Below are 25860 nucleotides of genomic sequence, written 5' to 3' on the forward strand. Positions count from 1 at the left end.
AATTTAAGGAATGATTCTGTCGTTAATTTTTTCGTATAGTAATCTAATTTCAATGTTTTCACGTTATCTTCTAATAATTGAAGATTAATTGGTGAAAACCATTGTCCAAATGAAGTTTTTCGTGTAATCTTGTCCATAAGTTTGGTCCTTTATTAGTGGATTTGGACGGGTTACCACCATCTATTTCCATTATAAAGGACTTTTTGTTTGCCTAAAATAATAAAATTGAAGATTTTGAGTCTTTTTAATAGTTAATTTAAATTAATGCAACACTAGTGACTAAGTTTAAATAAACAAAGCTTTGCGCATCCGCAAAGCTTTGTTTATTTAAATCCTCGAAATCGATTAAATGAATTAAGAAGCATAATAGTAATGAACAGAGATAGAAGTAAAAGAGGAGCAGCAATCACAAGCGGTGCAAGCTTCATTAACGACAGTAGATAAAAGACAAAGGAAAAACAGAGAATTGCAATGCTGATGATCACTCCGATGAGCTTCATGTTTGGTCACCTCGCTTGCTTGTCATGCTTGAACTATATGAATCGAGGCACCAAAATATACTTTTTTTAAAAAAAATCATGAAAATATCAAAAAAGGGTTGTCAAAACTCGACATAATTTGCTATAGTAATAATCGTGAAGTTTATCACAAAACAAACATATACCCCTTTGTTTGACCGTGAAAAATTTCTCCCATCCCCTTGTTGTCTTAGGACAAACAAAAAAGACTTGGCATTTGCCAAGTCTTTTTTGTATTTTAACATCCTTTTTCTAAGCTTCTCCAAAACGTACCGTATTTCACTGGAACTTGTTCTACAAGGCGCTGAAGCTGAAGTTTTTTCAGTTCTCGCTCAGCTTGCTCAATGGATATATCGTAAACAACGGCTACTTCTTTTGCTGCGACAAATTGAAAATAAGCTAAAAACGATCGCAGAGGTGGAAGCGGATGAGGATTGATTTCTTCTTCTTCTAACATTTCATAAATGATGTGTACGTACGTTTCATATGAATAATGCCCAGAAATCTTAATTCCTTCTTCTTCAACTTTTTCATTGAAAAACACAAGGGTCGGAATATCGGTTATGTCCATTTCTGATGTAATCTTTAAATCGCATTGAAATGCTTTTGTAGCATGCTCAGCGTGTAAGTCTCGCACAAATTCTTCGACATCAAGTCCGATTTCTTCTGCACACTTGACAAGCACATCTTCTTTTTCAACGTTTTGTTTCTCTAAAAATAATGCTTCGCGAAGTTTTCGTAAAAAGCGAATGCCTTGCTTTTTTCCCTGTAAACCCGCAGCTTTAATTGCAATCGATGCTGCAAATGGTGTTGAAATTGGATTCTCAAGCCAAAGATTACCGTCACAAGACATGCCGGATCGACAAGCAGTTTGCTCCCATGTCTTGGCCATATCTTCAAACTTCTTTTTTGTACCAATGTTTAGCTTCTGCAAATTACTGGTTAAAACATGCTTAAGAGTAATCCAATTTCCATACTCAATCTGCAATTTTTTCAAGATAGGCTCTAGTGCCCAGCATTCCGGACAAAGTGGATCAACAAATACGTAAATTTCCAGTGGCTTCTGATTAGAACCCTGACAAAGGTGTCGCAATGATTGATGTTCGCTGTGTAAATTCTTCAATGTGAAAATCCTTTCTCATCGTTCTGTTCGTGTGAATTAACCATATGTTGAGCAGTCAGAATGAGCCGGTGATAAAGTTCATCTCGTAACGGACCTTCTAATCCAATTTCATCCATTGCCTCATGCATACAATGAAGCCATGCTTTTGCGCGAGCTGGCGTAATTTCAAAAGGCAAATGTCTTGCACGTAACATAGGGTGTCCATGTTCTTCTGTATATAAAGCCGGCCCGCCTAAATATTGTGTTAAAAATTGTTTTTGCTTTCGTGTTGTTTCCGTTAAATCTATTGGAAAGATAGGGGCTAAATCTGGATGACTAGCTACCCTGTTATAAAAAGCATCAACAAGTTTGGAAATCGTATGTTCACCGCCCAATAGTTCGTAGGGAGATTTGACTTTTTCTTTCATGTTGATAACTCCTTTATCCTAGAAATGTACTCCATCAAGTGTGGTGGAGTAGTACCATCGTTTTTCTTAATTTTAGCAGTGTACCTTATTTATCTCAAACTATCCGCTTCAAACAGAAAAGGTGATAGGGTAGCTAGATAAAGAAATAAGTGAAAAAATAGCAGGGTTTATAGAAAAAACTTTCCGTCACATACCCTTTCCGAAAATGATGAGTTATTTTCTACGCATTATAGGTAGACGTAATTTTAGCAACATAATTTTGTGTTTCTTTAAAAGGAGGGATACCACCGTATTTATCGACGTTTCCTGGCCCGGCATTATAAGCAGCAAGAGCAAGCTTAACGTTCCCGTTATATTTATCGAGCATTTGTCGTAAATACTTTGCGCCTCCTAAAATGTTCTCGCGTGGGTTAAGGGCATTTTGAACGCCAAGGTAGTTAGCCGTTGCGGGCATGAGCTGCATTAATCCTAGTGCCCCTGCATAGCTTTTGGCGTTAGGGTTAAAATTAGATTCTTGTTTAATCACAGCTGAAATTAACTTAGGGTCTAAATCATATTTCGAAGCCGCTTCATTAATCAGATCATCAAAGCGTGAGCCAATGATTGTTGATGTAGGCGAACTGCTTTTTTGAACCGATGTATTCAAATAAGGAGCCGCATTGGTTTGTAAGGGCAGCGCATTAGATCTAGAAGTGAGCTGAGCTGTTTGCTCATTAGCGTTTTTCTCTTCAGATATATATTGTGCCAAAATGTTTGCAAATATCGACGGAGTTAAAAGTGTTGCAGGTGAAGCTGTCGGTCGATTTGCCGTAAATGTTTGCAAGGTCTGTAGCTGTAACCACGTTTGATAAGCTTGAACATCCATTGATTTATTCCTCACTTAATAATTGATATTTGCGATCATAAAAACGTTTGATTTTATTCGCTGTGTTACGCTTAGGGATACTAAAGTCTTGAAGTAAGCTCTCGAATGCAAGAAGTCCTTGTGTTTCATCTTGAACTTCATACTCAATTTCTACATCATCAGTATCCAAATAAAAGCTATGGTCAAATACAAGTAAACCGCTTTTGTATTCAATTTCTGCTCGGTATGTTTTAAGTGTGCCAAAGTAAGCTAAGCGTGATGAAGATATGCCAAGTCTTTGGAGAGCTGCTGTCATTTCAGTTGGAAAATTCTTTGTTTCAGTCATTAGTTCTTGTGCTTCAGATTCTGTAAGATCTATGTGCGTTTCCAATAAGCCATGCTCATGGGGCTGTTTTAAAGTTAAAACAAACTTTCCATTTTTGTTTCGAATTCGTAAAGCTGCCCCTGCGCTTTTTAGCTGAAAGTCATTTGTATCAAAGTAATGATTTTCCTGCATGATAAAGTCGCGATCCGTTAGTTGGAAATAAGCTAGTAACTTTTTAAATTCATTCTTATTTACTAAGTTTTTAAATTCAATTTCAATTTCTTGTTTCATGCTACATAAGCTCCTTTATGCTGTATCTGTAAGGATGTATAATAAGGTGTTTTATAATGTTTAGCATAGGTATGTTCCTCTTTATGAGATGCAAAACAGATGCATCACTGTCATAAGATTTCATTTATAATCTATCATAAAATGGTTAATTTGTATCGTTAATATCTCGAATCGATAGGCGTTCTGTAAAAGGGATGGAACAGAAAGTAATAGAAAACCCGAATAGATTTCGTTTCGCTTTATTAAACCACGTTTGAATGTGTTAAAATAAGAACGAATTGTATAGTTGGAAGGAGTATATATATGCAAAATCGAATCGAAATCACAACCTGTGTGATGAAGAAAGATGAACTACATTTAAAGGCAGAGGCTATTGAACAACAAATCGAGCAGATTGAAGATATGAAGCAAGTGCTTGCTGATTCTGACAATATGTCATTTGTATACATTGTGGAAGTCAACGAGCAGTTTATGTATGTTGGACTAAGTGACAATATGTGGCCACATTTAAAGAACGTTTTACAAGATGATAAAAAGGTGTTCTTAGAAGTTAATAAGCAAGTCGTTGAGCTAACGGCTATGAAAGAAGAGTTAACAGACTTAATCAGCAACATTGAAGGAAATGTAAACTACGGAGATGATATGGTAGCAAGAGTAGAAGAAATTTTCTTAGATAAAAAAAGCAGATAACAAGGTGAGGGGGATAGCAATGGTAAGGCATTGGGACTTATTTTTAGCACCGTATAAACAAGCGGTAGAAGAACTTAAAGTAAAGTTAAAAGGCATGCGCTCTCAATACGATATGAGATCTACGCACTCTCCAATTGAGTTTGTGACGGGCCGAGTGAAACCCATTGCTAGTATTTTAGATAAAGCGGCAAGAAAAAACATTTCTTTAGAGCGTTTAGAGGAAGAGATGCAGGACATTGCAGGTCTGCGCATGATGTGTCAATTCACAGATGATATTAAAGCAGTAGTTGAAATTCTGAGGCAGCGCACGGACTTTAAAGTAGTAGAAGAGCGAGACTATATTACTCATCAAAAAGAAAGTGGATATCGCTCCTATCATATGGTGATTTGCTATCCTGTTCAGACCATACACGGAGAAAAGCAAATTTTAGCAGAAATCCAAATTCGTACGTTAGCGATGAATTTTTGGGCCACGATTGAACATTCTTTAAACTATAAATACAGTGGCAATTTCCCTCAAGAGATAAAAGAACGACTTCAGCGAGCATCAGAAGCAGCTTTTCAACTAGATGAAGAGATGTCAAAGATTCGAGGGGAAATACAAGAAGCTCAGGTTTTCTTTTCGCGTAAAAAAGAAGTAGAGAATACAGAAAATGAATAAAGAATAAAAAGTCAAATCAGGTTTTTCAACACAGATAGGGGGGAAGAAGGTGAGTAATATCAAGTTTGCTATTACGTCCAGGGGCGATCGAGTTTCAAATACATTAATGGAAAGAATGAAAACATACTTATTAGATTTTCACTTAGAGCACGACGAAGATGAACCAGACATTGTCATTTCAGTGGGTGGAGACGGCACGCTATTGTATGCTTTTCACCATTATCAGCACCGGTTAGACAAAACGGCTTTTGTTGGAGTACATACAGGACATTTAGGCTTTTATGCAGACTGGACACCGGATGAAATTGAGAAGTTAGTCATTGCTATTGCGAAAACACCTTATCAAGTTGTTGAATATCCGCTACTTGAAGTTATTATTCGTTACACAACCGGAGAAAAGGAAGCTCGTTCTTTGGCGCTCAATGAGTGCACGGTCAAAAGTGTTGAAGGCTCACTTGTGATGGATGTTGAAATTAAGGGACAGCAGTTTGAAACATTCCGAGGCGATGGATTATGTATATCAACTCCATCGGGAAGTACGGCTTACAATAAGTCCCTTGGAGGTGCTATTTTACATCCGTCACTGCATGCGATTCAGATTGCTGAAATGGCATCTATTAATAATCGTGTGTTTCGTACAATTGGATCTCCGCTCGTGTTACCAGGGCATCATACGGCTTTATTAAAGCCTGTTAATTACGCAGATTTTCAAATCACCATCGATCATTTAACGTTGTTACATCAAAATGTTAAGTCTATTCAGTGTCGAGTTGCGAATGAAAAGATTCGTTTCGCGCGCTTCCGAGCTTTTCCGTTTTGGCAGCGAGTAAGAGATTCATTTGTATCTGATTAAGTGGAGAGATATGATATGCACAAGCTATTTACATTAAGTTGGCACGTAACAGATTCATTTAGCGGTTCTTTATTACGCGACTTTCTAAAAAGGCATCATATATCTCGAGCAGCATTAACGGATATCAAGTTTAAGGGTGGTTGTATTGAAGTAAATGGTGAGAAAGTAAATGTTCGACATATACTCACTATCGGAGACTTTGTGAAAGTGACGTTTCCACCTGAATATCCAAGTGAAAATCTTCATAAATCACCTCTACCGTTAGATGTGATTTATGAAGATGACTACTTGCTAGTCATTAATAAATCCGCTGGTATGCCTAGTATTCCAACGCGAGAGCACCTGAATGATTCGCTAAGCAATGCGCTGCTGTTTTACTATGAGCAAAACGGTATTGCTTCTACGGTTCACTTAGTGAATAGACTCGATCGCGATACTTCAGGTTTATTAGTAGTTGCTAAATACCGCCATGTTCATTTCTTATTTTCTCAAGCTCAAGAGCAAAGAGCGATTAAGCGTACATATCGTGCGCTTGTTCATGGAACTCTTTCAAAAAAAGAGGGAGTAATTGACGCCCCAATTGGAAGAAAGAACGATAGTATTATTGAAAGAATGGTACGCTCAGACGGTCAGCATGCCGTTACGCATTACAAAGTGATACAAGAATACGATGGGTTCTCTGAAGTAGACTTGAAGCTGGATACAGGGCGTACGCATCAGATTCGCGTTCATATGGAGTATTTGGGAAGTCCTTTACTAGGTGACTCTCTATACGGTGGGAACAGAGAGAAGATAAGCAGACAGGCGCTACATAGCTATAAGCTCACGTTCTTTCACCCTATTTTGCAACGTGAACTGGCATTTCAATCACCGCTTCCTGAGGATATGCAGCGTTTAGTTCAACAAAACAGAGGGTAAATACGATAAGAGCACTACTCGCGAGTAGTGCTCTTATGCTATTCTTTAAACTTTTCAGCCACATAAGGCATGGAAGAGGGAACAGAAACAAGCTCTTTTTCAGGGTAGCGAAACGCAGTTAATTTGCCACCAAATACTGCTCCTGTATCAATGTTGATTGTATTGTTACGTAGCTTAGGAGATTTAATCGGTGTGTGCCCGTAAACAATCAATGGTGTCCCATTGTAGTGTTTAGCCCAGTCATTGCGCACAGGTGAACCATCTGGGTGTGTTTCTCCAGTAATGTCTCCATATAAAACGAATGTTTTTACTTTTTTGTCGTTTCGTCCGATATAGTCTGCCCGCATTCCAGCGTGTGCAATAACAAGCTGTTCTTGTTTTAAGTGAACATAAAGAGGGGCATTCTCATAAAGTTCCATGAACTTATGTTTGATTTCTTGCTGCTGTGCTTGGGAGAGGTCATTATATTCAGCTACGGTTGTTTCTAACCCATGCTTAATTTGGACCTTATTTCCTTTGAAAAATCGATAAAGCTTATTGCAGTGGTTTCCAGGACAGTAATACGCTTTTTTTTGTTTGACGACAAGATTCCAAACAAGCTCGATTACTTTTAAGGAGTGAGGTCCTCGGTCCATCAAGTCTCCTACAAAGGCTAAATGCCTCTTTTCTGGATGGATAGGGTAGGTAGAGGTCCAGCTATAGCCCAGTTTAGTTGTTAATTCTACAAGCTCATCGTAGCAGCCATGAATATCTCCAATTATGTCTAGCTTCACATTTCTTCACGCTCTTTTCCAATGAATTTCGTATCGTTTGAAAAATAAACCTTTTAGGGTGTAGAAATTTCATTCTATATTGTGCAAACTATCGATAAGATTTATCACATAATAATTAGATAAACAGAAGTTTTTAAAATTTTACTACGAGTTATGAGTTGAAATCTAGTTCATTTCATAATAAAGTAAGAGAAGTTTTGTTCTGAGAGGAGGAAATGTTTATGACTGAATCAATGGAAAGAGAAGAGCAAAAGAGACTTCAGGAGCAATTAATTAACTTGCTCAAAGAAAATGAAATTGATGCGTTTCGAGAAGAATTTCTAGATATGCACCCATATGATCAAGGCCAGTTTTTTGAAGAGCTAGACGAAGATTTGCGATTTGCGCTCTATGAAATGCTTTCACCAGAAGAAATGGCTAATATTTTCGAACAAGTAGAAGTACCGGAAGAAGACTATCAAGATTTACTTTCAGAGATGCATCCAATGTTTGCTGCTGATATGCTAGCTGAGATGTCAACGGATGACGCCGTTGACGTTTTAAACGAACTAGATAAAGAGCAAGTAGCGAGCTATTTAACCATTATGGATGAAGAAGCAGCGGATGAAATTAAAGAACTGCTTCACTATGAAGAGTACACGGCCGGTAGTATCATGACCACAGAATTTATCGCTATTAAAGCAAACCAAACGGTTCGCTCTGCGATGCAAATTTTAAGGAGAGAAGCTCCCGGAGCTGAAACGATTTATTATACGTTTGTTGTGGACGAACAAAAGCATTTGGTAGGCGTTATTTCGTTAAGAGACTTAATTGTTGCAGATGAAGAAACGATGATTAGTGATGTTATGAGTGAACGTGTTGTAGCGGTTTCTGTTGCGGAAGACCAAGAAGAAGTTGCTCGAATTATGAGGGACTATAATTTCCTGGCATTACCGGTAGTAGACTTTCAGCAGCACCTTCTCGGAATCATTACCGTCGATGATGTAATTGATGTAATGGACGAAGAAGCATCTGACGATTATTCCAAACTTGCGGGTATTAGCGACGTGGACGATACGGCGGGGAACAGTCCGTTCGGCGCAGCTAAAAAGCGATTGCCTTGGCTGATTATTCTTCTGTTCTTAGGGATGATGACGGCAAGCTTAATTGGCCGCTTTGAAGACACATTAAACCAAGTAGCCATCTTAGCAATCTTTATTCCTCTGATTGGTGGGATGGCTGGAAACACGGGTACTCAAGCATTAGCGGTAGCTGTTCGTGGTATCGCAACAGGGGAAATTCAGGAAGAAGGAAAGCTAAAGCTACTCGTTCGAGAAGCTTTAACAGGTGTCATTACAGGAGGTTCCTGTGGTATTGCCGTAACGCTAGTTGTATATGTATGGCAAGGTGATTTTATTCTTGGAGCGTTAGTTGGTATTTCTGTATTTGCTACGCTGATTGTTGCAACGTTAACAGGCGCATTTATTCCGCTATTTATGCATCGTTTGAAGATTGACCCTGCGGTAGCATCTGGACCGTTTATTACGACGATTAATGATCTTATTAGTATTTTAATTTATTTCGGATTAGCGACAACTTTTATGAGTTATTTAAAATAGAGTTGTTGACAGATTGAGCATTCCCTTTTATGCTTGACATTTAAATTTAACACTAGCTTAATATACATTTATTATACTAAGCAAGTGAAGGAAAAGGAGGGAAAAGTAGATGGAACATCATGCATCCGTGACCTCTCTTGTCATCGTAATTACGGTCGCTTTTTTAACACCAATTCTACTTCATCGCTTTAAACTCAACGTTATCCCTGTCGTAGTAGCTGAAATTATTATGGGGTTAATTATCGGGAAAAGTGGATTTGATTTAGTTCAACAAGATATGTGGTTAGAGACGTTGTCTACCCTCGGATTTATCTTTTTAATGTTTTTAAGCGGGCTAGAAATTGATTTTTCTGCATTTGCAGGTGGACAAAAAAAGGAAAAGACGAAATCTGGTAAAACGATTCCGAACTCGTTTGCTGTATCAACCATTGTATTTCTTGCTATTTTTGCTGTTTCCTTGTTATTATCCTATATTTTTGTCTGGACAGGATTTATTGACAATGCGTTTCTAATGACGCTTATTATTTCAACCATTTCACTTGGAGTTGTTGTTCCAACCTTAAAGGATGCCCAAATTATGAAAAAGTCCATTGGGCAAACAATCCTACTAATTGCTGTTATTGCAGACCTTGTGACGATGATTCTTCTTGCTGTTTTTGCATCAATTTATGCAGAATCGGGAGGAGGAAACACATGGCTACTGCTTATTCTATTTGCTGCCGGTGTTCTATTCTACTTTATCGGTAAGCAGTTTAAGCATCGTTCCTTCCTTGAAACGATGTCTAAAGGAACGGTTCAGATTGATACGCGAGCAGTATTTGCGCTTATTATTATCCTAGTGGGACTTTCTGAATCAATTGGAGCGGAAAATATCTTAGGAGCGTTTTTAGCCGGCGTACTTGTATCACTGCTTGCTCCAGATAAGAATCTTGTGCATAAACTAGATTCCTTCGGATATGGCTTTTTAATCCCTATCTTTTTCGTAATGGTTGGGGTAGACCTTGATGTTTGGTCGCTGTTTGGAGATTCAAAAGTACTTATTCTAATGCCTTTATTGCTTTTAGCTTTATTGTTATCAAAGCTATTACCAGTAATGATTATGCGCATTTGGTACGATACAAAAACAGTGTTAGCATCAGGCTTTTTATTAACATCAACGCTTTCACTTGTTATTGCAGCAGCTACGGTTGGTGAAAATATTGGTGTCATTGATTCACAGATGTCAGGAGCCCTCATTCTAGTAGCGGTTATCACGTGTATTATTACGCCAATCGTCTTTAGAAAGCTGTTTCCAAAGCCAGAGATCAATGAGAAGAAACTTAAGATTAACATGCTTGGTGCGAATCAATTTACCCTACCAGTAATTCGTGATCTTGATTTAAATATGTATGACGTAACGATTTATCATACGTCGAATGAAAAGTTGGATAACCGTACGTCTGACTCTGTTTTTAATATTAATGATATTGAATCTTATGATGTAGAATATCTACAAAAACAAGGTATTTTAGATACGGATGTACTCGTTGTTACAACAGGAGAAGAAGAGCGCAATACATCGATTGCGTTAGCTGCCAAAGAATATGGGACAGGTCGAGTCATTGCGCGTGTTGAAACGCCAGAGCTCGATGAAAAGCTAAAAGCAAACCAAGTGGAAGTCTTCTCCGTACTATTGTCAACAACAGCACTATTAAAAGCGTTAATTGAGTCACCGACGGTTTTAAATATCTTAACAAACCAAGAGTCGGCTCTTTATCAAATCAATATGCGTAACCCAAAATACCAAGGGGTAGAACTTCGTAAATTCCCATTTACGGGTGATGTCATCTTTGTTCGTATCTTTAGAGGTAAAGACTCCATCGTTCCTCACGGTGATACGGAACTAGCGTTAGATGACCGGCTGATTGTAACGGGATCGCGCTCATATGTAAACGAGCTGAAAATGCTGTTGGAATATAAAATTCGTTAGTGAAATAAGACTTAGATGGAAGTAACCTAGTCAATAATTTATCCGAACAATTAAGAGGTAACTCTCAATTGTTCGGATTTTTTGATTCGGAAACCACGTTTAAAGAAAAGTGAAATGGAGCATAAGATACGTGACTCCTGCGCGAACGATAGGAAAGACTGAGACCCAGTAGCGCAGTGAGAAGGATTTAGCTTCCTCTTTTCAGAAGCAAGCACTTCACCAAGCTTCAGTCTCTTTGTCTATATAAATGATAGCTTTTTTTGCTCTTTCTATGTTATACTTATATTAATACCAGGTACTAATAACTTGTAATAAGTAGGAGGATATTAAAAGATGTTAAAAAGCTTATCCTTAGAGAATCGCACATTTGTTGTCATGGGAGTAGCAAATAAACGAAGCATTGCATGGGGTATTGCTCGCTCACTGCACGAAGCAGGCGCACGTTTAGTATTTACATATGCGGGAGAACGCTTAGAGAAGAACGTTCGCGATCTTGCAGCTTCATTAGAGCGTGAAGATACGCTTGTATTACCTTGTGACGTAACGCAAGATGAAGATATTAAAGCATGTTTCACAAAAATTAAAGAAGAAGTAGGCCATATTCACGGCGTAGCACATTGTATCGCGTTTGCAAATCGCGAAGATTTAGACGGTAATTTTGTAGATACATCTCGAGATGGTTTCCTTTTAGCTCACAATATCAGCTCATATTCACTTACGGCTGTTGCTCGTGAAGCAAAAGAACTAATGACAGAAGGCGGAAGCATCGTAACACTAACTTATCTAGGTGGAGAGCGCGTTGTTCAGAACTATAACGTAATGGGCGTAGCCAAAGCTTCTTTAGATGCTAGCGTAAGATACTTAGCTTCAGACTTAGGTCAGCACGGTATTCGTGTTAACTCAATTTCTGCAGGACCAATTCGTACGTTATCTGCAAAAGGAATTAGCGACTTTAACTCAATTTTAAAACAAATTGAAGAGCGTGCACCGCTTCGTCGCACAACGACTCCAGAAGAAGTTGGCGATACGGCAACATTCTTATTCAGTGATTTATCACGTGGAATTACAGGTGAAAACCTACACGTGGATTCTGGTTTCCATATTATCGGACGTTAATCGTTCTTGTAAGAGCGCTACGGCATGTAGCGCTCTTTTTTTGTGTCGTTATAAAAAAAGAAACAAGTTTTCTAGCAAGCAAGCATACATTTTTAAGAGAACGATAACAAGCAATGGGAGGTATGCTTCATGACTGACTCTCGCTCAAGGTCCGAAGACAACGAGCCTTTAATGTACATTGTGCAGCCGAACCAAGCACAAACAACAAGATCTATGCAATATTTTTATAGCTCGAAGCAAAATGAAAAAGAGCAGGAGCCCTTAAAAGAAGAACCAACTTTCTCACCAATTGAAGACGTAAAGTCACAGGAAGTTAAACCTGAGAAAGCTGGGTTACCTGCAAATGTTCATAAACAGAAAGAGCAAAAAAAACCAAATAAAGCATTTCAATATATGAACATTAGTGAAAAACTTAATTTTCTATGTGGGTTTCCAAAACATATGTCGCAGCCAATTTGTGAAATAAGTGTAGAAGGAAATTCGTTTATCGGAACAATTGTGGAATTTGTAGACGGTGAAGTATCAATTTTAGCTCCTCCACATGATAAGCCGAATCGGGTGCCTGTCAAAGATATCGTAACGATTTCAATTGTTAAGATTTAAAGAAGTAAAAAGCTAACAAATGAATTTTTCTTGTTAGCTTTTTTCAGTAAAGGTGGGTTTAAAATGACCTGGATTTATTTATTTTTATTCGTTTTTGCTACGTTTCGCCTCACAAGGCTGATTGTATTTGATAAGATTACAGGATTTATTCGTAAGCCGTTTCATGAAATGGTTACAGAGCCTGATGAACAAGGAAATGAGATTACTTACTTAACGGTAAAAGGAAAAGGGCTTAGAAAGTGGATTGGAGAACTCTTAAGCTGCTATTGGTGTACGGGCATGTGGTGTGCAATTGCAATTTATGCAGGCTATACGTTTTTTCCGCAGATTGCAATTCCTGCAATTATTGTTTTAGCGATTGCCGGGTGTGCAGGGATTGTTGAATCATTTATGAAATAAATGGACGGGCATAGAAAAAACAATCGACTTACAGCCGATTGTTTTTTTATTCTTCTGTTGGAAGAGTAAGCACGATTTTATTGAGGAAAGGAATGCCTTGCTTCCACTCCTCACTGTAAAAATATCCTTCTACAATGACAAAAGATGAGTTTAATTCTTTTGGAATGAGAAGCTGAAACGATTCAAAACGCATTGGCTGATTGGGTGCTAGCTGGGCAGAACGAGTGGGCCTGATCCAGTATTCGCCATCTTGCTTTATTTTTTCTCGCCATTTTGGGTGGGCATACTGCCATTGAAGCGCTGATGAGGGAATGGTGGAATCTTCAATTTCCTTTTCATCAATAACCTTTCCCGTTAGCGATACATTCTCATGAGGCTTCACTTTTAAGCAGATAATTGGTGAGACAAGCGATTTGCTTGTTTGATTTGTAACCACAGCGTTTCCAAGAATCATCATTTCTTCCTCATCTGGAGTTGGTAACAAGACAGAGTGTTGAAAATAACTGATGATGTCAGTTGCTTGAAAGCGATCAACTTCTACTTTAACTTGCTTTTCAACTATTTTTTCAACAGGCTTTTCAATGATTTTTTCAATCACTTTCTCTTCAATAATCGGCTGTTTACGAGAAATTCTCTCTTTGAGCGATTCAATGATAATGGCTTGTTCGGAGTGCTCATTTTTAAGCTGATACAGCTCTTTTTCAAGTTCTTCTAATTCCGTGTCTTTATCATTGATTGAATAGGCTTCGGCATGTTTGTTCTTCCAAAATAAAGAGTTTTCTTTCTCGCGATCTAATGCTCTCTCAAGCTGTCTAATTTGGTTTTCATAGTTTTTTAGTTCGGATTTATAGTGAATGAGCTTTTGACGCATCAGCATGGAATCATCTTTAGGTGAAGGGGACATCATTTAATCTCCTTTCGTAACGTAGCTATCAATATTACATATGTATGCGAAGTAATAACTATCAATGAAAAAAGAGGAGAAAAATTCTCCTCTGATTATGCATTGACTTATTCGAATTCGTATTCTCCGCCGTGATAATCATCGTGATCATGGTCGTGACAGTGATGGTGGTGATGTCTACCTGGGAAGATGTCATCGCATGTTGGTGGATTGTAAACTGGGCCACATCCTAATTTGTCTAAAATTTCAGGGCGAGGGTAGCAGTAGCTTCCTTCAACTTCGATTTTTACATCTCTTTCCATTTGAACGCTTAAGCAAATAAATAGTTCTAAGTCTACGCCTTCAAATTCATTGTCGTCACTGCAAAGTACATTTCCAATACCATCAAAGTTGTCTAAATGTACAACTGGGTACGTTCCTTCTGGTGCACATAGATAGAATGTTTGCACTGTTGACCAAGTGTACGTATCATCAGATAACGCACAAGGTGGTACACCTGTAGTGTTACAGAAGTTTGTAACGTTTGTTAACTTTACGCGGTAGAATCCACTGATTGATAAGCGTACTTCTTGAAGTTTTACAAACTCACCGTCTGGTAATACGATTTTGCGCGTACGACGTTTGCCGAAAGGTGCAAATTCAATTACTGAGTTGATTGCATCGTCATCGGAAAGGTCGATTGGATTACCTTCCTCATCTGTTAAAACTGCTTGAACTTCTGCTGTTGGACCATATGTTGCACAAATTGGATCAATTGAACCTGGAAAATCAATTTGATCTGGAATAAATGATCTGTTTTGTGTTACCTCACGTTTCACCCAATCATATACTTTAGGAACGCGAATACATAATGACTCTAAATGTTCTCCCATTCTTTTTACCTCCTAATCGTAATTGTCCTTCCTTTATGCTGTTCGTTAACTAGGTATCGGACTACTATAGTGTATGAATGACCCGGTTTTGTGTGACCGTGACAAAAGCGGAATTTAGAAAAGTTCGCTTTATGCATAAAATTTGAAGGAAATAATAAACTCACTTACAGCATATTCATATTAAGAAAATGTGTTATTCATCTAGAAAGAAATTTTATGAGTAACTAGCTGACATGGAGGAGTGAAGCGCTGTGGCTGAAGTAAAAGTAAGAGAATATATTGCAAGTTTAAAAGCTGAATTAGAGTTCTATAAGGAAGAATATCAAAAATATAAGAGTGAAGAGCTAAATTACGAAGAACTTCGGGAAGACTTAGAGAGTTATAAAGAGAAAAATAAAAAGCTAGTTGAAGAAATTGATTGGTTAAAAGCAATGATCAACGAACAAAAAGAGCAGGAGAAAAAAGCGCAGTCAAAGATAGAAGCAAAAGAAGCTGTAAAGCCAAAAGAACCTGCAAAACAGAAGGAAGTTGTAAATGCACACCCATCATTTGATAAAACGATTGATCAAGGGCTCAGTGAACTTCAGCAAAAGCTAAGTGGCGTTCAAAGGCATAAGATGAGGCAGCAGTCGGCGAGCCGTGAGCGTGAAATTAGCAATCAGGACTTGTTTTTAAAGCTGCAGCGTAAAATGGACAAATAATACTGAACTTCTTGCTGGAAACTGAATATAATGTCATAGATTGCATTTTGTGAAAAGGAGGGACCATAGGATGTATTATAATCAAAATCAAGCATACCCTCACCTGCACCCTCATTACTATCAGCAGCCGGTGATGAAAAAAGCAGTAAAATATCCTTCAAAGCCTGTACAAAAGCCAATGCCAAAGCAAGGTGGCTGTGGCTGCGGAGCTAAATTACCGAAGCGTTAAGTCATTAGTGCTGCCTATCTTGGCAGTACTTTTTTTCTTTCTATACATAGTATAGAAGGAGGTGAATGCCATGGCAGATTTTTTTGAGCAATTAGAGAAGTTTTTTGAAGAGCAAATTATTGGTTCTCATGAAAAGAAGATGGATGAAGTAGAAAAGTTATCTCACCAGTTTGAAAAGCACGAGCGTCAATTACAAAAGCAAGAAAAGCAAATTGATGATTTGTATAATGATGACCCATTTGGACAATGAAAATATTTCTTGACCAAAAGCCCATACCAATCCATTCCGCTTCACATATTGTATAGAGAAGAAGGACAGAGGGGGTGTAATTATGGGCTTTGGATACAGCGGATATGGCTGTGGCTACGGTGGTGGTTACGGCGGTGGTTTTGCGTTAATCGTAGTACTATTTATTTTATTAGTTATCATTGGTTGTGCTTGTTACAACTAATCCCTTCTACTGAATATAGTAAAGAAGAGTACGAGTGAACGTTCACTCGTACTTTGTTTTGATAGTGTACCTCACAAACCGTCGATTGAAAGTGGTCACCATCTGGGCAGCTGCTGCATACGATAGAGTATTCCGTACAGAACCGCTTCTTCTCACACAATATGGCGGCTAGAGGCAATTTGGTTTCATAAGCTTTATATGCCAAAGGAGGCAATGTAAATGGATAACAATATGTTTAAGAATATTGAAAAGAAAACAGGCGTTAATATGAAGGATATTTTCGAGCTAGCGAACTCCGTACAAAATGCAAACTTTAAAGATGAACAAACCGTGCGCAATATTGTCAAACGTGTAGCTCAAATTGCAAATAAACCAATTTCAAAACAAAAAGAAGATCAGATTGTCAAAGCACTTGCTAGCAATAATCAGTCCATTGACTTTAGTACCATTTCTAAAATGCTGAATGAGAAGAAGAAATAAATAAAGAGCTGGGGAGTCCCCAGCTCTTTATTATTCAATGACTAATACGCTTTTAAAAAAGGTTTTAAAAAGCGAGAAGGGTACGCTGTTTTTCCTCGTCGCGTTTGTAAAACTGATAGGTATAAGGATTCTTTTGCTCGCGTCATCGCTACATAGAGTAAGCGTCTTTCTTCTTCCAATGCACCAATCTCACCGTTTCGATACGCTTCCAGCGCGTAGTCATGAGGAATACCGCCATCTACATTACCTAAAACATATACGTGCTTATATTCAAGGCCCTTAGCACGGTGAATGGTTGTTAAATGAACGCTCTCATTAAACTGCTTACTTAAAACCTTCATTTCTTTGTTCATGCCAATCATATGATCTGCGTGGTCAAGCAGTTCTTGGACAGTTGAAAATTTACGTGCAACAACTCTTAAGTCTCGAACGTCGTCTGATCCTTTTTCCATGGCATTTCCTTCATTTCCACGCTTTTTGACAAAATCATCAAAGCCCATATCTTTTGAAATGGTTTCAATGGCATTAACAGGCTTCATCTTTTTTAAGCTTGAAAACAACGGAATAATCTTTTGTAACTTTTTTTGTTGAAACGGCTTTAAATCCTTTAGGTGACCAAGCGCTTCGACAAATGATACGTCATTTAAAATGCTCATTGCTTTTAAGTCATTTAAGATGGTTTTCTTTAAAAATAGTGCCTGTACGATACTAGTAAGCGACTGATTATCGTTTGGATCTAAGCTAAGACGTAAAAAAGCAAGCATCGTTCTCACAATCCGACGTTCATAAAATGAATCTGCATCTTGCTCAATGGTGAACGGAAGGTTTGACTGGGACAGCCGTTCAAAAACCGCACGTGAAGAAGCATGAGTACGGTATAAAATAGAAAAGTCAGAAGGGGACGCACCTGCTTGAACCTTTTCTTTTATATCTCGCACAATCATTGTGGCTTCTTCTTCTTCATCATAAGGGAAGAAAAAGGTTGGCACATGATCATGGTGAAACTGTGCCTTCATATTTTTTGTATGACGCTCCGTATTGCGCTCAATGACCTTATTGGCGGCTGACACAATCGAATGAGCAGAGCGGTAGTTTTGATGAAGCGTTACTTTTTTCGTTCCAGGAAAATCCTTTTCGAAATTTAAGATAAAGCTTGGGTCACTGCCACGAAACGCATAGATGGACTGATCATCATCACCTACAACGCATAAATTTTTAGAATCTGCGCTTAGCATTTTCATAATAGCATACTGAACTTTATTAATATCTTGAAATTCATCAATTAGAAAGTATCGGAATCGCTTTTGATAACGAACAAGCAGCTCAGGGTTATCTCTAAGCATTTGATAGCAACCGTCTAGCATGTCATCAAAATCAAACAGCCCTTGCGTTTGTTTTGTTTGTTCGTAGTGAACATACAAATGGTGAACTTGCTCTTCCCACTGGCTAACAGGGCGAACATCTTTCACACCCAAAAGCGTATTTTTCCAATAGCTGATCTGTTGAATGGCTTGATCAAATGGGAAATCTTTTTCATCCAGATTTATTTCTCGGCCTGCTTCTTTTAAAATCTGTTCTTTTTGCCAATCCCATTTTAACAATCGATTCATTTGCCAAGACTCAGGCGAATGATGAACAACCATCCGAAGGAAAATACTATGAAATGTACCGACGAGCATCTGCCTAATAATTGATGGTGATATTCCAGGGTAAGATGCTAAACGGTCTTTCATTTCTTTTGCTGCTTTTGATGTAAACGTTACGAGCATAATTGAACGCGGATCAATTTTATGCTCTTGAATCATATAAGCAGTACGAGCGGTTAAGACTCTTGTTTTTCCACTTCCTGCCCCGGCCAAAATTAGAAGAGGTCCTTCAGAGTGAGTAACTGAGCTCCACTGATTTGTATCTAACGTAATTTGATGTTCTTTCAATGTATGAAAGTAGGGTGAATTCGTTTCTTTCACTTCCGCTTTTGATGCTGAAAAAGCAGGAATTGGGGTGAAAAAAGTAGAATTTTTCCACTGAGGCTCATTTTTTACTTCGTTTTTCCCAATTGCTCTGCCTTTTGGAATCCGAAATCCTCCTTGTTCTTCATAGCTTGCACTTGAAGCCAGCACAGAAACGGGTTGTTTTTTGGGAGATGGTTTCATACACTCTGAGCGTTCGTGAGGAGCGTTACGATGATAAAAATATGGAGCTCGATGGATTCCAATTGCAAGATGAACGGGTTCCTTACAATGAGCACAAGTTAATTCATTTCGAATTCCTGCTTCATAAATCAGTTGAAACTGGTTGCGACCTAATGTGTCCAGTGTAATATTCTTCCCGTTACGTAGAGCAGTTTGCATACCGCTGACCTCCTTTGTCGTTTCATTTCGGTTAAAACAGCTAAAGACTATCATACCATATTCAAATGACTGTCGAATAGGTAGAAGGTGAAACAACTGTTTATGTAAAATGTCGAATATCTCTTGTTAAAACGGGAAAAAACCTATAAAAGGAGGAGAGAATATGGATTATATCTTACCTATTACACCGTATCAATCGATTCAATATGCGCAAAGAAGTCAGCTGAAAAACAACACGCCGCTAACCGTGCAAAATGTCCAACCAATTGCGAGCTTACAAAATAAACGAAACTCTACATTACCTTTATCTTCCATGAACAACTACGTGCGCTATCAGCATAGAAAAGCTCCACAATTCATTGAGCAAGATGTTCCAAAAGGAACGTATATCAACGAGAAAGCCTAAACATTCTCGTTGTGTTAATCTAAAAAAAAGAAGGCGATGCTTTTATTCTGTATTAACAAACGCTAATACTTTTGAATAAAAAGTGCATCGCCTTGCTGCCATTCTGCGTATAATACTTGTTTAACACTAGGAATTCCTTGCTTTCCGATTTCTTGATGTAACCATTCCTCTGTAAAGCCTGACTCCGTTAAATTTTTAGTCAAAATACGGCCGTCACTGATAAAGGCAATTGGAAGAGTCGGTTGTGTAACAGGTAATTGAAAATCACCTTTGGTAGGAGCAGCATAGTCTGACTTTAATAAAACGCTCATTGTGCCGTCCGTTTCTAAGATGGCATATGCTACTTCACGAATAGAGAAAGCGTTCTTAGAGCGGAGCATGTGCAATAGTTGATCAATATCTAATCGATTACGCTGCAGCTCTTTGTAAGAAACCTTCCCATTCCGAATAATAATGGAAGGTCGTCCTTCTAGAAACAAACGAAAAGGAATATTTTTTTGTGTAATAACTTCCGTAAAGTAAATGAGTGCGCCCCAAACAGCTACAGCAAATACAATCCTTCCAATCCCTATTTCAGAATCATATAGCGCGTTTCCAACCAGTTCACCTAGCACAAGCGCTGAAATGAAATCAAACGTTGTGAGCTGTGTGATGGTCGCACGCCCCAATAATTTCGTCAAAAAAAACAAGCAAATAAAGCCTACAAATAACTCTGAAGCAATTCTTATAAATTCCATTATTTCACCTTGTTTCCATATTTATTTATTAGTATGGAAAGATAAATGCTCTTTTATCCAATGAAATTTGACATGAAAAAGCCATGTATCCAAAGAGGATTTTTACTTGTATCTACATCAAGGCGTACCTACTTCTTTTTGCGTTTGTCCTTCCAGGAGAAATAAAATGCTTGGACAAAAAAAGAAAGACAAGTAACCAAAGAGCAAAAGTTTCTCCAATGCCCATTACGCGAAAGGGACTTATGGCATTGTTTAGAGCCTCATGAATAGTGAATTGTTGAGAAATATCAATAACCAAGGAAAATATTATTAAACAGCTTAACACTAGAAAAGCAATACCTATAATTTTCATCGCTTACACACTCCATTTAAGTAACTTTCCCTTTTTATCTCAATTTATAAAAAGATATAAAATGCAAAATCTCACATAAGAAATCCCTGTAAGGTTAAGATAATAGAAATAAAAAGAAAGGTGTTTCATTTCATGCCTTCGTTCTTTAAGAAACAAAAAAACAAAAGAATTCGCATACGGCCAATGATTCTAATTCTTGTGTAGAATCTTCTCTAGAAGCAAACCGTCAGTGCATCGCACAGAAAATGGGTGACAGTTCGGATATAGTTGTTCGACATTTAAAATTAGGGCTGAATTTGGAGATAGAAGTTGCAATTATTTATATAGAAGGAATTGTAGACAATCAATCTATTCAAGATTCTTTAATTGATTCTATAACCAAAGAGCCGAGCAAAACAAATATAACTGTAAATAATGCTTTAGACGTCATTTCGGAAAGTATCATAACCACGGATGGATGATTTATCCGTTATGAATAAGTGGGAAGATGTGTTTTTATCCTTAACAACAGGTGACACAATTACTAGTAGATGGGATAAATAAAGTGCTAAGCGCCAGTGCTGCTGGGGGAGAAACTCGAGCTATTTCTGAATCGACTACTGAAATGGTTGTTCGTGGTCCAAAAGCTGCGTTTACAGAGTCTATAGGAGTAAATCTAGCACTGGTAAGGCGGATTATTAAGAGTCCTGACTTACGGACGGAGTCTTTAAAAATAGGTTGTATAACGAAAACCAAGGTCAATCTAATGTACATAAACAGCGTCGTGAAAGAAGAAATTATTCAAGAAATGCGCAACAGGCTGAAAGAAATCGATATCGATAGTATCCTTGAATCGGGATATATTGAACAGTTTATTGAAGATCAAACACTGATGCCGTTTCCTACCGTTTACAATACGGAAAGACCAGATGTAGTAGCGGGAAATTTATCAGAAGGATGAATAGCTATTTTTGTAGATGGAACACCTTTTATATTAATCGTTCCGGCTATTTTTATGCAGTTCTTCCAATCTCCAAAAGACTACTATGCTCGCTTTGACATTGCAACATCTATTCGTTTATTACGAATCTTTATGTTTCTTATTTCGCTAATTGCTCCAGCTATGGTTATTGTTGTTTCAATTACAGCTATAGCTAGCTTTGCGAATCCAGCTTTTGAGATGGCTATTTCAGCTCGATCAATTCGCTTTTTATTTATGCTAGGTGCAGCAAGTTTATTTAAAGTTGAATCCCCTTCACGCCTTTCTTATCCTTTTGGCATCACTATTTTATTTATATCCATTATGAGTGCAAGCAATGTTCAAGAGCATCTTCAAGAAGGGTTAACAATAGTAATAAAGGTTTTACATATCCCTCTTTTTGTAGTCATTCCGCTGGTGCTTCTTTTTGTCGCATTTCTAAGAAACCGAAAGAAATTCTCTAGCAAACAGGCTTAAAATAATGCTAGCCATCATTAAATTAAAAATGACGCAAACAAAAAGCGCGCTGCTTATAGGCAACACGCTTTTTGTTTTGACTATAATAAAACACGTTTTTACAGCTTTTTAACCATTTCCACATGTGGAATGCCAGCATCCATAAATTCACCTGAAACCGTTACGTATCCGAGCTTTTCATAGAAGCCTTCGGCATGAGTTTGGCCATGGAGCTTGAGTTTGGATAAGCCTTTATCTACAGCTAGGCTTTCCATTTTGCTCATAATAAGTTTACCAACACCTGCTTTTCTATGTGAAGGCATGACGCAAATACGCTCCATTTTACCGTAGCCATCAACTACGCGTAGGCGACCGGCTCCTACTGGCTTACCTTCATCATACACAACGATATGCGTTGCTTCTTCTTCGTATTGATCGATTTCTTCTTCCACATCGACCTTTTGTTCCTCGACGAAGACCTTCATTCTTACATAGTACGCATCTTCCCGCTCGTCTTTTGTTGCTACTACTTTAATTTCCATACATCTTTATTCCTTTCCAAATCTAAATGTTTCAAAGACCGTCCACGTGTCATTTTCTAATTGGTACATTAAGTGAAAGCGATCGATAACTTCTTCGTGCGCAACGTCTACTAATTTAAGCTGACTGTATACATCTAAATGCTCATCATCTGAAAGTCTTTGACCAATTGTGATATGTGGAATAAACGTGTATTCAGTCGGCTGTTTAAGTTGCCCTTCGTGTAGCATATTGTAAAGAGCCGTTAGTTCTGCTTTTTGTTCGACTTTTAAATAAATCACATTGTTCACAGGAGAGAATGAACTAACTTTGGTTACGTTTAGCGTGAATGGCTTAGCATCTTTTGCAACTTGACGAAGCTGAGCAGCGATATGCTCAATTTCAGTTTCTGAAGCTTCAAATACTTCTTTTACCGTTAAATGTGGTGCAATTAATGAATAATGAGGGTCGTAGCGCTTTCGGTAAGAGTTCGCTACATCTTGCAGTTTTTTTGATGGAAAAAGAACAACGCCAAATTTCATAAAAATCCCTCCAACATAAATGATTTAAAATATGTATATCATTTGTTTAGTATAACAAATTTTCCGACAATGCGACATCTTTCTAGCGAAGCATCATCTCAAGTGAACGTTTAATATCTTTCTGCCAATATTTCCACGTATGATTGCCATCAAATTCATCGTAAAAGACCGCATAGCCCTTAGACTTCATTGCTTCATGAAGCTGTCGGTTCGGCTCAATAAAATTTAATACGCCGTCTTTTGTTGTTTTTACAGCCGTTTCTTGTGTGCCGATGACATGATATAAATCAAGCAGAGAAGGAGTTGAAAATTCGTTTACAGCTTTTAAGACATCTTCATTTACAAACGGTGAATGCATAATAACGTTGCCGAATGTATTTGGGTATTGAATGGCTGTTACTAAGGAAACGGTCGCAGCTAACGAATCCCCAATTAGCGTTCGGGTTTTCCCCATTTGATAAGTAGGATATTTATCATCGAGAAACGGAATGAGTTCATGAGCTAAAAAGCGAATATATGCTTCGTTCTGTGAGCCGTTCGGATGATATTTTTCACGACGGTCGGACGGATCTTTATAAGGGATACCAACAAAAATGGTGCGATCGATAGTAGATTCTTTCATAAGCTCATCAATTAAGCGAGGAGCTCGACCGTACATGACATAATCCTTCCCATCTTGCGCGATAAGCAGTGAGTATTTATACAGCGTTGAATAGTTTGAAGGTAAATACACAAGCAGCGTCACGTCTTCTTGAAGTGATTCGCTGTAAAAAGATAGTTCTTCTAAATGACGTTTGCTTTCTGACATGATATCGACTCCTATACTGATAGTGAATGAAAACGCTACCTTTATTGTAGCATATTTAAGCTAGGTAGGATAAAGAGAAAGCCATCGTCTCTTACTTAGACAATGGCGTAAACTTTTCAAACAGCTCTTTTTCTTGGGAATTGCTTGGATCAATCTCACGAATAATGTACTCTTCTTCTTGTTCGTTAATAACGACATATTCTTCTTCATTTTTAATATAGCTATACACAGCGTTGTTCGAGTAATAGCCATTCACGTTATCCAAAATGACATTCTTCGTCTTTTTATCATACAAGCGATACGTATCATCTTTACGGATAATGGAGTAATGATTCCCAGCGAAAAACGCAACTTCGTCTTTATTGCTGCTAAATCCTGAGATAAGTAAAAAGATAATCTGACTAATGAAAAACAATGCTGTGATGACAATCGCTGCTAGTAAAATAATTTTCCCGAGCTTTTTCGGCTTATATTCTTCTTCGTGTTGTGACATGCTGGTGCGTAACCAATACCTAAAGGACTGATTTTGCGCTGTCCCTCCTTTTTCTTTCAATCAATAAAATAATTATACCAATTAATAGGCAGGTTCGCATATTTGTGTGTGGTGGAGGCCCTGGTGAAAAAGGATTTTGATTGAATGTGTAGAACTATTGAAGATAAGTGGCATGTACATCATTAGACAAAGGAGAGGGAGAAGATGACATCAAAAAAAATCCCAACAAGTAAAGAAGTAACGGCAGCGACGCTGGGTTTATTGGAAGAAAGAGGCGTTTCAGTATTTGATATTGCAGAGATTGTGTATGACCTTCAGCTGCCTTATCACCCAGACCTAACCATTCAACAGTGTGCAGAAAGCGTTGAGCGTGTTTTGCAAAAACGTGAAATTCAGCATGCGCTTTTAGTCGGCATTGAACTAGATAAATTAGCGGAACGAGGCAAGCTCTCAGAACCTCTTCAAAGCATTGTAGAGCAAGATGAAGGGCTATTTGGCGTTGATGAAACCATTGCTTTAGGGGCAGTCCTTACATATGGAAGCATTGCTGTGACGACATTTGGTTATCTGGACAAGGTAAAAGTAGGCGTCATTAAAAAGCTAGATTGTAAAAAAGAGAATGAGCATAAAGTTCATACGTTCTTAGATGATTTAATTGCGAGCGTTGCTTCAAGCGCAGCAAGCCGCTTGGCTCATCGGCAGCGAGACGAGCTAGAAAGCTACCAAGAATCTCTAGAGAAACGATAATCATTTCATAAAAAAAGCGAGAACATGCATCTCGCTTTTTTTGTTAGAGTTTTGTAGAAAGAAGGTGACTAAGAGAGCTAAGACCAAGCTTCTCGTAAAAGGATTGGGCTTTTTGATTAAAAGCCCACACGGTCAGTTGAAGCTCACTTGCCCCTTTTTTACGCCCCCATTCTTTTGTTCGATGAAATAGCTTTTTTCCAATTCCATAGTTATTCCACTCTTTTTTAACACCAAAATATTGAATGTAGGCAGTATACATGAAAGATTGATCGTTAACAGGAGGGGAGTATTTTAGCTCAACAACGGAAGCGCCGATGATACGCCCGTTGTATTCAGCAATTAGAATGTCGGTGGAGTTGTAGTAGAGGATGGCCTGATACTGTTCATACGAAATAACGATATGGTCTGTGCTAAATAAAGAGGGTAAAGCGTGGGCGTGAAGCTCCAAAGATTCTTTTAAAACCGCATTAACGCCTTGATAATCATCTATTCTTGCTGTTCGGTAGACGATTTCCATTTTTCGTTTCACCTGCTTTTTTATCAGTTTGCATACCACTAGTCAAAAGCCCACTGAGCGTGAATACTTATAGCATATGAAAAAAAAGAAGGAATGTTAAAAATAAGTAGTTCATTTTTTGTGGAGAAACAATGGAAATAGCATATCAATTTTAAGGGGCTGTCTAATAAGTCCCTCTAAATAAAACAGGTGGAGAAAAACGCAATGTTTTTCTCCACCTGTTTTTATATATTTTCGATTATTATCTA

The 25860-nt window shown here is 38.0% G+C and carries 31 protein-coding genes and 2 pseudogenes; 17 read left to right on the forward strand and 16 right to left on the reverse strand.

Annotated features, from left to right (window positions below):
• The 6 genes and pseudogenes from AS180_RS22725 to AS180_RS16055 form a co-directional block, all read right to left on the reverse strand.
• A pseudogene (locus AS180_RS22725) lies at positions 1-137 on the reverse strand (DUF4372 domain-containing protein); the annotation flags it as partial.
• Between the two features lie 186 nt (positions 138-323).
• Positions 324-500: a hypothetical protein gene (locus tag AS180_RS23275; RefSeq protein ID WP_090752849.1), complete on the reverse strand. Its 177-nt coding sequence runs from the start codon at positions 498-500 to the stop codon at positions 324-326.
• 256 nt (positions 501-756) lie between these two features.
• A complete protein-coding gene (locus AS180_RS16040) occupies positions 757-1641 on the reverse strand; it encodes a ClpXP adapter SpxH family protein (protein ID WP_025908138.1) in 885 nt (294 codons plus the stop codon).
• A complete protein-coding gene (locus AS180_RS16045) occupies positions 1638-2048 on the reverse strand; it encodes a globin domain-containing protein (RefSeq protein WP_061785625.1) in 411 nt (136 codons plus the stop codon). The genes AS180_RS16040 and AS180_RS16045 overlap by 4 nt, the downstream gene beginning before the upstream one ends.
• A 220-nt stretch (positions 2049-2268) precedes the next feature.
• On the reverse strand, positions 2269-2913 hold the full coding sequence (locus AS180_RS16050; RefSeq protein ID WP_025908136.1) for a lytic transglycosylase domain-containing protein: 645 nt from the start codon (positions 2911-2913) through the stop codon (positions 2269-2271).
• Between the two features lie 4 nt (positions 2914-2917).
• The gene (locus tag AS180_RS16055) at positions 2918-3508 is read right to left on the reverse strand and encodes a CYTH domain-containing protein (RefSeq protein WP_025908135.1); all 591 of its coding nucleotides are present in this window, start codon (positions 3506-3508) and stop codon (positions 2918-2920) included.
• Between the two features lie 303 nt (positions 3509-3811).
• Here AS180_RS16055 and AS180_RS16060 point away from each other — a divergent pair, with 303 nt between their 5' ends.
• The 4 genes from AS180_RS16060 to AS180_RS16075 are packed head-to-tail and all read left to right on the forward strand — an operon-like array spanning position 3812 to position 6630.
• Positions 3812-4198 carry a UPF0738 family protein gene (locus AS180_RS16060; RefSeq protein ID WP_025908134.1) on the forward strand — a complete coding sequence of 129 codons (387 nt, stop codon included), beginning with the start codon at positions 3812-3814 and terminating at the stop codon, positions 4196-4198.
• A gap of 19 nt (positions 4199-4217) precedes the next feature.
• On the forward strand, positions 4218-4859 hold the full coding sequence (locus AS180_RS16065) for a GTP diphosphokinase (RefSeq protein ID WP_025908133.1): 642 nt from the start codon (positions 4218-4220) through the stop codon (positions 4857-4859).
• A gap of 58 nt (positions 4860-4917) precedes the next feature.
• Positions 4918-5712: an NAD kinase gene (locus AS180_RS16070; RefSeq protein ID WP_025908132.1), complete on the forward strand. Its 795-nt coding sequence runs from the start codon at positions 4918-4920 to the stop codon at positions 5710-5712.
• A 15-nt stretch (positions 5713-5727) separates the two neighbouring features.
• Entirely contained in the window at positions 5728-6630 is a 903-nt protein-coding gene (locus tag AS180_RS16075; protein ID WP_025908131.1) for an RluA family pseudouridine synthase, read from the forward strand.
• Between the two features lie 38 nt (positions 6631-6668).
• On the opposite strand, the gene prpE is transcribed toward AS180_RS16075, so the two are convergent.
• Positions 6669-7403 (reverse strand): bis(5'-nucleosyl)-tetraphosphatase PrpE, encoded by a 735-nt coding sequence (gene prpE, locus AS180_RS16080; RefSeq protein ID WP_062687140.1) that lies wholly within the window; start codon positions 7401-7403, stop codon positions 6669-6671.
• A gap of 221 nt (positions 7404-7624) precedes the next feature.
• Between prpE and mgtE the strand changes: the two genes are divergently transcribed.
• The 5 genes from mgtE to AS180_RS16105 all read left to right on the forward strand — a co-directional run bounded on the left by mgtE (position 7625) and on the right by AS180_RS16105 (position 13088).
• Positions 7625-9001 (forward strand): magnesium transporter, encoded by a 1377-nt coding sequence (gene mgtE, locus AS180_RS16085; protein WP_025908129.1) that lies wholly within the window; start codon positions 7625-7627, stop codon positions 8999-9001.
• A 109-nt stretch (positions 9002-9110) separates the two neighbouring features.
• A complete protein-coding gene (locus tag AS180_RS16090) occupies positions 9111-10970 on the forward strand; it encodes a monovalent cation:proton antiporter family protein (protein ID WP_025908128.1) in 1860 nt (619 codons plus the stop codon).
• A 333-nt stretch (positions 10971-11303) separates the two neighbouring features.
• A complete protein-coding gene (fabI, locus tag AS180_RS16095; protein WP_025908127.1) occupies positions 11304-12086 on the forward strand; it encodes an enoyl-ACP reductase FabI in 783 nt (260 codons plus the stop codon).
• Positions 12087-12215: 129 nt separating this feature from the next.
• The gene (locus AS180_RS16100; RefSeq protein WP_025908126.1) at positions 12216-12689 is read left to right on the forward strand and encodes a CotO family spore coat protein; all 474 of its coding nucleotides are present in this window, start codon (positions 12216-12218) and stop codon (positions 12687-12689) included.
• A gap of 63 nt (positions 12690-12752) precedes the next feature.
• Positions 12753-13088, forward strand: a complete 336-nt coding sequence (locus AS180_RS16105; protein ID WP_025908125.1) for a DUF1360 domain-containing protein — start codon at positions 12753-12755, stop codon at positions 13086-13088.
• A gap of 46 nt (positions 13089-13134) precedes the next feature.
• On the opposite strand, the gene AS180_RS16110 is transcribed toward AS180_RS16105, so the two are convergent.
• Together AS180_RS16110 and AS180_RS16115 are read right to left on the reverse strand one after the other, a co-directional pair.
• The gene (locus tag AS180_RS16110) at positions 13135-13995 is read right to left on the reverse strand and encodes a hypothetical protein (RefSeq protein ID WP_025908124.1); all 861 of its coding nucleotides are present in this window, start codon (positions 13993-13995) and stop codon (positions 13135-13137) included.
• A gap of 104 nt (positions 13996-14099) precedes the next feature.
• Positions 14100-14864, reverse strand: a complete 765-nt coding sequence (locus AS180_RS16115; protein ID WP_025908123.1) for a BMQ_0737 family morphogenetic spore coat protein — start codon at positions 14862-14864, stop codon at positions 14100-14102.
• 251 nt (positions 14865-15115) lie between these two features.
• Between AS180_RS16115 and AS180_RS16120 the strand changes: the two genes are divergently transcribed.
• The 5 genes from AS180_RS16120 to AS180_RS16130 all read left to right on the forward strand — a co-directional run bounded on the left by AS180_RS16120 (position 15116) and on the right by AS180_RS16130 (position 16726).
• Entirely contained in the window at positions 15116-15565 is a 450-nt protein-coding gene (locus tag AS180_RS16120) for a hypothetical protein (protein ID WP_025908122.1), read from the forward strand.
• A gap of 70 nt (positions 15566-15635) precedes the next feature.
• Entirely contained in the window at positions 15636-15794 is a 159-nt protein-coding gene (locus AS180_RS23280) for a hypothetical protein (protein ID WP_167556173.1), read from the forward strand.
• A gap of 70 nt (positions 15795-15864) precedes the next feature.
• Positions 15865-16044 (forward strand): hypothetical protein, encoded by a 180-nt coding sequence (locus tag AS180_RS16125; protein WP_025908121.1) that lies wholly within the window; start codon positions 15865-15867, stop codon positions 16042-16044.
• 82 nt (positions 16045-16126) lie between these two features.
• The gene (locus AS180_RS21780) at positions 16127-16246 is read left to right on the forward strand and encodes a YjcZ family sporulation protein (RefSeq protein WP_076512614.1); all 120 of its coding nucleotides are present in this window, start codon (positions 16127-16129) and stop codon (positions 16244-16246) included.
• A gap of 219 nt (positions 16247-16465) precedes the next feature.
• Positions 16466-16726, forward strand: coding sequence for a sporulation-specific transcription regulator SpoVIF (locus AS180_RS16130; protein WP_025908120.1), 261 nt, complete (start codon positions 16466-16468; stop codon positions 16724-16726).
• Between the two features lie 41 nt (positions 16727-16767).
• Here AS180_RS16130 and AS180_RS16135 read toward each other — a convergent pair whose 3' ends face one another.
• A complete protein-coding gene (locus AS180_RS16135; RefSeq protein WP_025908119.1) occupies positions 16768-19077 on the reverse strand; it encodes a UvrD-helicase domain-containing protein in 2310 nt (769 codons plus the stop codon).
• 163 nt (positions 19078-19240) lie between these two features.
• On the opposite strand from AS180_RS16135, the gene AS180_RS16140 reads away from it, so the two are divergent.
• Positions 19241-19483 (forward strand): hypothetical protein, encoded by a 243-nt coding sequence (locus AS180_RS16140; protein WP_062687141.1) that lies wholly within the window; start codon positions 19241-19243, stop codon positions 19481-19483.
• 62 nt (positions 19484-19545) lie between these two features.
• Here the strand turns inward: AS180_RS16140 and AS180_RS16145 are convergent, their stop codons facing one another.
• Positions 19546-20223 carry a DUF421 domain-containing protein gene (locus tag AS180_RS16145; RefSeq protein ID WP_025908636.1) on the reverse strand — a complete coding sequence of 226 codons (678 nt, stop codon included), beginning with the start codon at positions 20221-20223 and terminating at the stop codon, positions 19546-19548.
• A gap of 481 nt (positions 20224-20704) precedes the next feature.
• On the opposite strand from AS180_RS16145, the pseudogene AS180_RS24080 reads away from it, so the two are divergent.
• Positions 20705-22007: pseudogene (locus tag AS180_RS24080) on the forward strand (spore germination protein).
• Positions 22008-22105: 98 nt separating this feature from the next.
• Here the strand turns inward: AS180_RS24080 and AS180_RS16170 are convergent.
• The 4 genes from AS180_RS16170 to AS180_RS16185 all read right to left on the reverse strand — a co-directional run bounded on the left by AS180_RS16170 (position 22106) and on the right by AS180_RS16185 (position 24348).
• Positions 22106-22528, reverse strand: coding sequence for a GNAT family N-acetyltransferase (locus AS180_RS16170; protein WP_025908641.1), 423 nt, complete (start codon positions 22526-22528; stop codon positions 22106-22108).
• A 6-nt stretch (positions 22529-22534) separates the two neighbouring features.
• A complete protein-coding gene (locus AS180_RS16175) occupies positions 22535-23047 on the reverse strand; it encodes a YjcG family protein (RefSeq protein ID WP_025908642.1) in 513 nt (170 codons plus the stop codon).
• An 82-nt stretch (positions 23048-23129) separates the two neighbouring features.
• Positions 23130-23855 (reverse strand): alpha/beta hydrolase, encoded by a 726-nt coding sequence (locus AS180_RS16180; protein WP_025908643.1) that lies wholly within the window; start codon positions 23853-23855, stop codon positions 23130-23132.
• A 91-nt stretch (positions 23856-23946) separates the two neighbouring features.
• The gene (locus tag AS180_RS16185) at positions 23947-24348 is read right to left on the reverse strand and encodes a hypothetical protein (RefSeq protein WP_025908644.1); all 402 of its coding nucleotides are present in this window, start codon (positions 24346-24348) and stop codon (positions 23947-23949) included.
• Positions 24349-24552: 204 nt separating this feature from the next.
• Here AS180_RS16185 and AS180_RS16190 point away from each other — a divergent pair, with 204 nt between their 5' ends.
• On the forward strand, positions 24553-25095 hold the full coding sequence (locus AS180_RS16190) for a phosphatidylglycerophosphatase A family protein (protein WP_025908645.1): 543 nt from the start codon (positions 24553-24555) through the stop codon (positions 25093-25095).
• Between the two features lie 43 nt (positions 25096-25138).
• Here AS180_RS16190 and AS180_RS16195 read toward each other — a convergent pair whose 3' ends face one another.
• Positions 25139-25612: a GNAT family N-acetyltransferase gene (locus AS180_RS16195; RefSeq protein WP_025908646.1), complete on the reverse strand. Its 474-nt coding sequence runs from the start codon at positions 25610-25612 to the stop codon at positions 25139-25141.
• Between the last annotated feature and the right edge of the window lie 248 nt (positions 25613-25860).

Origin of the sequence: Priestia veravalensis (assembly GCF_001457055.1) — a bacterium.
GTDB lineage: Bacteria > Bacillota > Bacilli > Bacillales > Bacillaceae_H > Priestia > Priestia flexa.

Coding starts and splice junctions, on each gene's coding strand:
- AS180_RS16055 (WP_025908135.1), bottom strand. CDS start 3,508: ATGAAACAAGAAATTGAAATTGAATTTAAAAACTTAGTAAATAAGAAT.
- AS180_RS16045 (WP_061785625.1), bottom strand. CDS start 2,048: ATGAAAGAAAAAGTCAAATCTCCCTACGAACTATTGGGCGGTGAACAT.
- AS180_RS16110 (WP_025908124.1), bottom strand. CDS start 13,995: ATGATGTCCCCTTCACCTAAAGATGATTCCATGCTGATGCGTCAAAAG.
- AS180_RS16180 (WP_025908643.1), bottom strand. CDS start 23,855: ATGTCAGAAAGCAAACGTCATTTAGAAGAACTATCTTTTTACAGCGAA.
- mgtE (WP_025908129.1), top strand. CDS start 7,625: ATGACTGAATCAATGGAAAGAGAAGAGCAAAAGAGACTTCAGGAGCAA.
- AS180_RS16130 (WP_025908120.1), top strand. CDS start 16,466: ATGGATAACAATATGTTTAAGAATATTGAAAAGAAAACAGGCGTTAAT.
- fabI (WP_025908127.1), top strand. CDS start 11,304: ATGTTAAAAAGCTTATCCTTAGAGAATCGCACATTTGTTGTCATGGGA.
- AS180_RS16100 (WP_025908126.1), top strand. CDS start 12,216: ATGACTGACTCTCGCTCAAGGTCCGAAGACAACGAGCCTTTAATGTAC.
- AS180_RS16060 (WP_025908134.1), top strand. CDS start 3,812: ATGCAAAATCGAATCGAAATCACAACCTGTGTGATGAAGAAAGATGAA.
- AS180_RS16175 (WP_025908642.1), bottom strand. CDS start 23,047: ATGAAATTTGGCGTTGTTCTTTTTCCATCAAAAAAACTGCAAGATGTA.
- AS180_RS16170 (WP_025908641.1), bottom strand. CDS start 22,528: ATGGAAATTAAAGTAGTAGCAACAAAAGACGAGCGGGAAGATGCGTAC.
- AS180_RS16125 (WP_025908121.1), top strand. CDS start 15,865: ATGGCAGATTTTTTTGAGCAATTAGAGAAGTTTTTTGAAGAGCAAATT.
- AS180_RS16190 (WP_025908645.1), top strand. CDS start 24,553: ATGACATCAAAAAAAATCCCAACAAGTAAAGAAGTAACGGCAGCGACG.
- AS180_RS16090 (WP_025908128.1), top strand. CDS start 9,111: ATGGAACATCATGCATCCGTGACCTCTCTTGTCATCGTAATTACGGTC.
- AS180_RS23275 (WP_090752849.1), bottom strand. CDS start 500: ATGAAGCTCATCGGAGTGATCATCAGCATTGCAATTCTCTGTTTTTCC.
- AS180_RS16105 (WP_025908125.1), top strand. CDS start 12,753: ATGACCTGGATTTATTTATTTTTATTCGTTTTTGCTACGTTTCGCCTC.
- AS180_RS23280 (WP_167556173.1), top strand. CDS start 15,636: ATGTATTATAATCAAAATCAAGCATACCCTCACCTGCACCCTCATTAC.
- AS180_RS16195 (WP_025908646.1), bottom strand. CDS start 25,612: ATGGAAATCGTCTACCGAACAGCAAGAATAGATGATTATCAAGGCGTT.
- AS180_RS16065 (WP_025908133.1), top strand. CDS start 4,218: ATGGTAAGGCATTGGGACTTATTTTTAGCACCGTATAAACAAGCGGTA.
- AS180_RS16115 (WP_025908123.1), bottom strand. CDS start 14,864: ATGGGAGAACATTTAGAGTCATTATGTATTCGCGTTCCTAAAGTATAT.
- AS180_RS16050 (WP_025908136.1), bottom strand. CDS start 2,913: ATGGATGTTCAAGCTTATCAAACGTGGTTACAGCTACAGACCTTGCAA.
- AS180_RS16140 (WP_062687141.1), top strand. CDS start 19,241: ATGGATTATATCTTACCTATTACACCGTATCAATCGATTCAATATGCG.
- AS180_RS16185 (WP_025908644.1), bottom strand. CDS start 24,348: ATGTCACAACACGAAGAAGAATATAAGCCGAAAAAGCTCGGGAAAATT.
- AS180_RS16135 (WP_025908119.1), bottom strand. CDS start 19,077: ATGCAAACTGCTCTACGTAACGGGAAGAATATTACACTGGACACATTA.
- AS180_RS21780 (WP_076512614.1), top strand. CDS start 16,127: ATGGGCTTTGGATACAGCGGATATGGCTGTGGCTACGGTGGTGGTTAC.
- AS180_RS16075 (WP_025908131.1), top strand. CDS start 5,728: ATGCACAAGCTATTTACATTAAGTTGGCACGTAACAGATTCATTTAGC.